Origin of the sequence: Streptomyces roseicoloratus (genome assembly GCF_004117935.1) — a bacterium.
GTDB lineage: Bacteria > Actinomycetota > Actinomycetes > Streptomycetales > Streptomycetaceae > Streptomyces > Streptomyces roseicoloratus.
The window spans coordinates 1-7,085 of the sequence record NZ_SDOY01000102.1 but is presented as its reverse complement, the minus strand read 5'-3'; the positions used below and the strand labels follow the sequence as shown (position 1 = coordinate 7,085).

The 7,085-nt window shown below is 69.6% G+C and carries 5 protein-coding genes and 2 pseudogenes; 5 read left to right on the top strand and 2 right to left on the bottom strand.

Going from position 1 to position 7,085, the window contains the following annotated elements; translation table 11 throughout:
* Positions 1–60: 60 nt before the first annotated feature.
* The 3 genes from ESG85_RS11470 to ESG85_RS11460 all read left to right on the top strand — a co-directional run bounded on the left by ESG85_RS11470 (position 61) and on the right by ESG85_RS11460 (position 4,099).
* A complete protein-coding gene (locus ESG85_RS11470; RefSeq protein ID WP_128978155.1) occupies positions 61–1,089 on the top strand; it encodes an IS630 family transposase in 1,029 nt (342 codons plus the stop codon).
* A gap of 272 nt (positions 1,090–1,361) precedes the next feature.
* Entirely contained in the window at positions 1,362–2,978 is a 1,617-nt protein-coding gene (locus ESG85_RS11465) for a trypsin-like serine protease (RefSeq protein WP_128978154.1), read from the top strand.
* A 146-nt stretch (positions 2,979–3,124) separates the two neighbouring features.
* Positions 3,125–4,099, top strand: coding sequence for an endonuclease/exonuclease/phosphatase family protein (locus ESG85_RS11460; RefSeq protein WP_246094938.1), 975 nt, complete (start codon positions 3,125–3,127; stop codon positions 4,097–4,099).
* 288 nt (positions 4,100–4,387) lie between these two features.
* On the opposite strand, the pseudogene ESG85_RS11455 reads toward ESG85_RS11460, so the two are convergent.
* A pseudogene (locus tag ESG85_RS11455) lies at positions 4,388–5,175 on the bottom strand (IS5 family transposase).
* Between ESG85_RS11455 and ESG85_RS11450 the strand changes: the two are divergent.
* A complete protein-coding gene (locus tag ESG85_RS11450) occupies positions 5,119–5,592 on the top strand; it encodes a hypothetical protein (protein ID WP_246094937.1) in 474 nt (157 codons plus the stop codon). The pseudogene ESG85_RS11455 and the gene ESG85_RS11450 sit on opposite strands and share 57 nt — an antisense overlap.
* Positions 5,526–6,361 (top strand): annotated as a pseudogene (gene istB, locus ESG85_RS11445) (IS21-like element helper ATPase IstB). Before ESG85_RS11450 ends, istB begins: the two are co-directional and overlap by 67 nt.
* A gap of 6 nt (positions 6,362–6,367) precedes the next feature.
* Here the strand turns inward: istB and ESG85_RS11440 are convergent.
* Entirely contained in the window at positions 6,368–6,916 is a 549-nt protein-coding gene (locus ESG85_RS11440; RefSeq protein ID WP_128978152.1) for a GNAT family N-acetyltransferase, read from the bottom strand.
* Positions 6,917–7,085: the final 169 nt, after the last annotated feature.

Genomic DNA, 7,085 nt, shown 5'->3' with positions numbered 1-7,085 from the left:
TATTGAGCCGGAACTGATGGGTTGCCTGCTCGTTGATCGGGTGTGATCGAGGGTGGGGATATGCGGCGTCTGCCGCCCGCTGCGCAGGAGGATCTGCGGTTGCGGGTGGTGAGCGCGCTGGAGTCGGGGCGGGTCCGGACGTACGGCCAGGCGGCGGAGATGTTCGGGGTCTCCGAGCGGTCGGTGGGCACGTGGTGGCGGGCCAGCCGCGCCGGTGGGAGGCGGGCACTGCTCGCGGCGGCGCGTGAACCTCGGGCAGGCAAGGGTGAGTTGATCGACGAGTCCGGCCGTGGGGCGGTCTTGCAGGCGATGCGTGATTACACGCCGGCCGACCTCGGGCAGAGCGGGGTGATGTGGACCCGGGCCTCGGTGCGGACTCTCATCCGGTTGGTGTGCGGGGTGTCGATGACCGATCGGGGTGTGGGCAAGTGGCTGCGCCGGCACGGCTTCACCCCGCAGCGGCCCGCCCGCCGCTCCTACCGGCAGAAGGGCGACGAGGTCAGCCGGTGGCTTCAGGAGGAGTATCCGGCGATCCGGGCCCGGGCGAGCGGGGAGAAGGCCGAGCTGGTCTGGGCTGATCAGTGCGGTCTGCGCTCGGACACTGCCCCGCCGGGACGCTCGTGGGCTCCGGCTGGGCAGACCCCGCTGGTGCGGGTGAACGGGCGCCGTTTCAGGGTCAACGTCATGTCGGCCGTCGCCTCCCGCGGGGCGCTGTGGTTCACCGTCTTTCCCGGCAAGTTCACCTCACAGGTGTTCTGCGCGTTCCTCGACCGCCTCGCCCGGCACGCCGGGCGCAAGGTCCACGTGATCGCCGACCGGCATCCGGTCCACCGCAGCAGAGCCGTCCGGGCCTGGCTCGCCGAGAACGCCGAGCGCGTCGAACTGCATCTGATGCCCGGATACAGCCCCGAGCTGAATCCCGACGAGCTGTTGAACGCCGATCTGAAGCACCACGTCCACGCGGCCCGAGCCACCTCAGCCGACGACCTCGCCCACGAGACCCGCCGCTTCCTGCGGCGACGCCAGAAGCAACCCCACATCGTCTGCGGCTACTTCGCCGCCCGCCACGTCCGCTACACGATCCAGTAGGAAACCCATCAGTTCCGGCTCAATATGGTCCATCACTGTTGCAGCACAACCTGCGAATTCAGACACGTAATCGGAATGCCTTCCCTACGCCGGCTTGACCAGACGGCTGCGGGCGCCGGTGCGCTCACAGGACATGTGCAGGCTGCTTCCTGTGCTCGGTTCACACGCGGCCGGTACCGCCCCGACGACATGCCCCCAGACCGTCGGATCGCCGCACGACGGCCTGCTCCCCTTCCCGCACCCACTGCCGTCCTCTCTTCCAAGGAACTTCCATGCCCCGCATCAATCGTCGGTCCTCCTGGATCGCCGCCGGCGTGACCGCTGCCGTCGGTACCGGCCTGCTGTCGTCCATGACGGCTCAGGCCGCGGTCGGCGCACCCGACACCGGCTCCCTCGCCTACACCGGCCGGGTCACAGTGGGCGACGAAGCCACCTCCCGTGGCTGCTCGGCGACCCTGGTCGCCGGCGACTGGCTCCTCAGCGCCAAGAGCTGCTTCGGCACCGACGTCGCCGCAGGAGCGCCGAAGGACCCGGTGAAGGCGTTCGTCGGAGCGAAGACGTACAAGGTCACCGAGGTCGTGCCGCGCGCCGACCGGGACGTGGTCCTGCTCCACCTTGACGGCGTGGCCACCGGCACGACCCCGGTCAAGCTCGGCTCCGCCGCCCCGGCCGCCGACGCCGCCGTGACCGCCGCCGGCCACGGCCGGACAAAGACCGAGTGGCTCCCAGGGAAGGTCCACACGGCCTCCTTCAAGGCCACCACCAGCGACACCACCACCGTCACCCTGGAGGCCGCGGAAGCCGGCAACACCATCTGCCAGGGTGACGCTGGTGGCCCCGTGCTCAACGCCGCCGGAGAGCTGATCGCCCTCAACAGCCGCTCCTGGCAGGGCGGGTGTCTGGGAACCGACCCGGCCGAGACCCGCACCGGCGCCATAGCGGTCCGCACCGACGATCTGACCTCCTGGATCACGCAGAACCGGATCACCGGATCCGGCTGGAAGACCGGAACCGTGATCCAGAGCGGTTCCACCCTCTACCAGGGCATCCGCCTGGCCGACGGCACCTGGACCCGGTTCGACGACGTCCAGACCAAGGCGAGCAACATCGGCGGCATCCGCACCGCCACCGCCGCCGGCATCAACGGCGACACCCACGTCCTGGCCATCGCCACCAACGGCACCCTCCAGCACACGATCCGCAAGGCCGACGGCACCTGGATCCCCTTCGGCAACGTCGGTGACGTCGCCGGCCACCTGGGCAGCCTCACGCAGGTCACCGCCGTCTCCATCGGCAACGATCTGCATGTCGTCGCCGTCGCCAACGGCAAGGTGTTCCACTCCCTGCGCAACGCCACCGGGCACTGGAGCCAGTTCGCCGACCTCGCCGGAGTCGTCGGGCCCATCGGCACCGTCACCCAGGTGGCGGCCGCGAACGCCGATGGCCAGCTCCAGCTTCTCACCGTCAGCGGCGGCAAGGCTCTGCACACGCTCCGCACCACCGCCGGCCACTGGTCCACCTGGGGCAATATCACCCAGGCCGCCGCAGGCCCCACCAGCCCCGTCACCGGCGTTGCCATCGCCGGCGTCGAGGGCGACGCCCACGTGGTCGTCACCACGGACAACGGCGCCCGCCAGTACCACGCCATCCGCAAGGCCAACGCCAGCTGGGACGCCTTCGGCGAGCTGACCGGCTACCTCGGCAACATCACCACCAAGTCCCTCTCCGCCGCCCATGTCGACGGCGAACTCCAGCTCACCGCCGTCACCACCGACAACAAGGTCGTCCACACCATCCGCCACGCGGACCGCACCTGGAGCACCACCCCGATCACGCTTCCCGGCGTCTCCGGCACCCTCGGCACCATCTCCATCACCGGCACCCTCTGACCCAGCCACGCAGGGGTCTGCGGCGCAGCCGACACGGCCCCTGCCACGTGCGAGCGGCGAGCAGCGACCAGCGAGCACTCCACGGTCCTCCGCCCCGCATCGACGACATGTCCGCACACCCTCGCACCTTCACCGCAAGGATCCCCATGAGATTTCGCCACACCCGAGCCGCCCAAGCCGCCCGAGCCGCCGTCACCACGGCCGCCGTCCTCACACTCGCCTCGGTCGGCGTCTCGGCCTTCGCGGGCGACCTGCCCTCCGAGGCAGCAGGGGAACAGGGGGCAGGTCCGGAGACCATGCCCTACGCCGTCGAGGACTTCCCCCGCACCTTGCAGGTGATGTCGTGGAACATGTGCGGCTCCCAACGCGCCTCATGGGGCTGTGACGGCACGGGAACACACGAAGACAAGATCGGCGTCGTCACCCGGAACGTCACCGTGAACCGGGTCGAGGCGGCCCTCCTGCAGGAGGTCTGCGAGGACGATCTCACCCTCCTGATGAGCCGCCTCGGGACGCACTGGAGCTCCGCCTTCCAGCCCTACCAGTGGTCGCAGGAAGGCAGGACGACCCCCAGCCGATGCGGGGAGGACGGCACCGGACGCGCCGACCGCATCGGCACCGCCATCCTCGCCAAGGGCCCCCTCGGCGACCCCAAGCCGTACCCCACCACCCAACCGACCACCGGCCTCAACACCCCCTTCCACTGCGCGACCACCCTCACATGGAACGTGCGCCTGTGCACCGTCCACGCCGCCCGCCTCGGCGCCGAACAGGCCCACCCCACCTGGGACTACCGCGACGACCAGTTCGCCCAGATCAAGAACGTGGTGGACACCTTCCCCCACACCGTCATCGGCGGTGACTTCAACGCCCAGTCACCGGACACCCCCGGCAACACCGCCGCATGGATCTGGCCGGCCGACCTGTACTCCACCGGCCCGGGCACCCCCGGATACCTGGAATGCGACCAGACCGGCACCACCCGAACGGGCCGCCCCACCCACAGATCGGGAGTCAAGATCGACTACATCTTCGGCAGCGAACCCCGCAACTGGTGCAGCGTCGCCCCCACGCCCTACTCCGACCACCACGTCCTCGTCGAAAGCTTCGACGGCCCCTGATCCAGGGGACCAGGACTCCTCCGAGCGGAACCCGGAACCCCGCCGAACGATCGCGCCGGGATCGACCACGACTCGGCTGCTGCACCTGCCGAGACCTCGTCCGCAAGCTCTGACGAAGGCCGGGAGGCGTGAGCAGACGTTCATGCGCCTCGGTGAGCCGGTCCGCCGCCTACGACGCTGCGACCGGTCCGCGCAGGGCTGCGCGGACCGCTTCCGCGTCGGCGGCCTCCGCGCGCGCCCGGGACCAGCGGCCGGCACCTGCGTCAGGGGCGGGGGTAACTGATCGTTTCAGAATGAGTTCCGGAGGCGGCGGAGGCATATGAGGCTGCAGGCCAGTTCGAGCAGGCCCTGGTGGAGATCGGCGCGTCCTTCGTAGCGGGTGCGGAGCCGTTTGAACTGGTGCAGCCAGGCGAAGGCGCGCTCGACAACCCAGCGCGCCTTGCCCAGTCCGGAGCCGTGGGGGACGCCGCGTCGGGCGATCAAGGGTTTGATGCCGCGTTTCCACAGCAGGCGGCGGTACTTGTCGAAGTCGTAGCCCCGGTCGGCATACAGACGCCGGGGTTTGCAGCGGGGACGTCCCCGCACTCCTCGGACCGGTGGGAGGGCGTCCAACAGCGGTAGGAGCCGGGTGACATCGTGCCGGTTGCCGCCGGTGAGCGTGACGGCGAGCGGGGTTCCGTGCCGGTCGACAATCAGATGGTGCTTGGAGCCGGGCCGGGCCGGGCACGGTCGACGGGCGAGGGGCCGACATGATCCCCCCTTTGAGAACCCGGACGTGCGATCCGTCCACAGAGCAGTCGTCCAGGTCCAGCAGGCCCGGCGCGGCGAAGCTCGGCCAACAGGGCGGTGTGCAGGCGTGGCCAGACGCCCGCCTCGGTCCAGTCCCGCAGCCGGCGCCAGGCCGTCACACCGGAACAGCCCACGGTCTCTGCGGGGACATCGCGCCACGCGACACCGGTCCGCAGTACATACATGACGCCTGCGAGCGCCACTCGGTCGGGAACACGCAGCCGCCCGGGGTGGCCCGGCACGAGCGGATGATCGCCAAGGGAGCCGTCCGCCTGGAGCTGGACCACTACCTGGAGGTCCTGGTCCGCAAGCCCGGCGCCTTCCCCGGCTCGACCGCTCTCGAACAGGCCCGTTCGGCCGGCAAGTTCACCCCGGTCCACGACGCCTGGTGGACCCAGGCCATGAAGATCCACGGCGAGCGGGACGGCACCCGCGCGCTGATCGAGGTGCTGCTGCTCGGACGCCACATGGCGCATGAACATGTCGTCGCCGGCCTGGCGGCCGCTCTGCGGGCCGGGGCCCTGACCGCGGACGCGGTCGCCCTGGAGGCCCGCAAGGCCGCCCAGGCCGAGACCGAGACCGCACCGGACGTCCGGACCCTCGGCCAGCCGCCGGCGACAGTGACGTCCCTGCACGAGTGGCGCCTGGCGCATCTTCCGCCGGACACCAGGCCGCTGCCCTCGGTCCCCGCCAGCGAGGCTTGACCGAGCAGGCCGCCGATGCCGCGATCGACTCCGCCTGCCGCTTGCTGCGGCTGCCGTCGATCCGCAACGAGTTCTCCGACATCGCCGACCGGGCGATCAAGGACCAGATGACCTACCGCGGCTTCCTTGCCGAACTGCTTATGGCCGAGTGCGACGACCGGGCCCGCCGCCGCTCGGAGCGGCGGATCAAGGCAGTCGGCTCCCGCGGGAGAAGTTCCTGCGGTCCTTCGACTTCGACGCCAACCCGAGCATCGACCCGGCCACCATCCGCACCCTCGCCAGCTGCGAATGGATCAAGAAGAGCCAACCGCTCTGCCTCATCGGCGACTCCGGCACCGGCAAGTCCCACATGCTCATCGCCCTAGGCATCGAGGCCGCGATGAAGGGCTACCGCGTCCGCTACACGCTCGCGACGAAGCTGGTCAACGAGCTGGTCGAGGCCGCCGACGAGAAGCAGCTGAGCAAGACCATCGCCCGCTACGGCTGTGTCGATCTCCTCTGCATCGACGAACTCGGCTACATGGAACTCGACCGGCGTGGCGCCGAACTGCTCTTCCAGGTGCTGACCGAGCGCGAGGAGAAGAACAGCGTGGCCATCGCCTCCAACGAGTCCTTCGGTGGGTGGACGAAGACGTTCACCCACCCCCGCCTCTGCGCGGCCATCGTCGACCGCCTCACCTTCAACGGCACCATCATCGAGACCGGCACCGACTCCTACCACCTCGCCAGCACCCGAGCCCGAGCCGAGGAACCCGCCCAGGCCGGCTGAGCGACATCACTGCTCGCCGTTCAGCAGCGAATATACGAACATGTCCCGCCGCTCGGCCCCCACCTGCTGCCAGCCCCGCAGCAGCCCCTCCCGCTGGAACCCCACACGCTCGGCAGTGCGCACGAAACCCGTGTTCCACGGCTCGACATACAACTCGAGCCGAGGAATCCGCAATTCGTTCAAGGCCCACTCGGCGACGGCGCCGACTGCGGCCCCGGCCGCCCCCTGCCCACGGGCCGACTCAACGACCCAGTAACCCAACGATGCCCGCCCCTGCCCCAGGTCCTTCAGCCACAGCCCCACATTTCCGACCGGCCGACCATCAGCGCTCACGATGACGAACGGATACCCAGTCCCCGCGGAGGCCCGACCCCACTGCCGCTCGACGAACGCGACAGCTGCCGACTCTGAATAGGGCGAGGGCACCGTCGTGATCAACGGAATGTAATCGTCCTCGGATGCCTCGCGGACAAGCTGAAGATCCGAAAGGCGCCACGGCCGAAGACTGAACCCCGCACCAGCAGCGAGTTCGGGGACGTCAAGTGGTTGCTCCATCCACCCATCCTGCCGTGACACGCAACCGGCCGCACCCAGATACTCCCACCGTTCCGCGCTCTGCTTCCCCGCTGGAGCGACGAGCCACGGAGGCTTTTCCATCATCGGTCTGAGCTGGCCAAATGCAGTGTGAGCACGGCTTGGACGAGGCCGGTGATCCGGGTGGTCG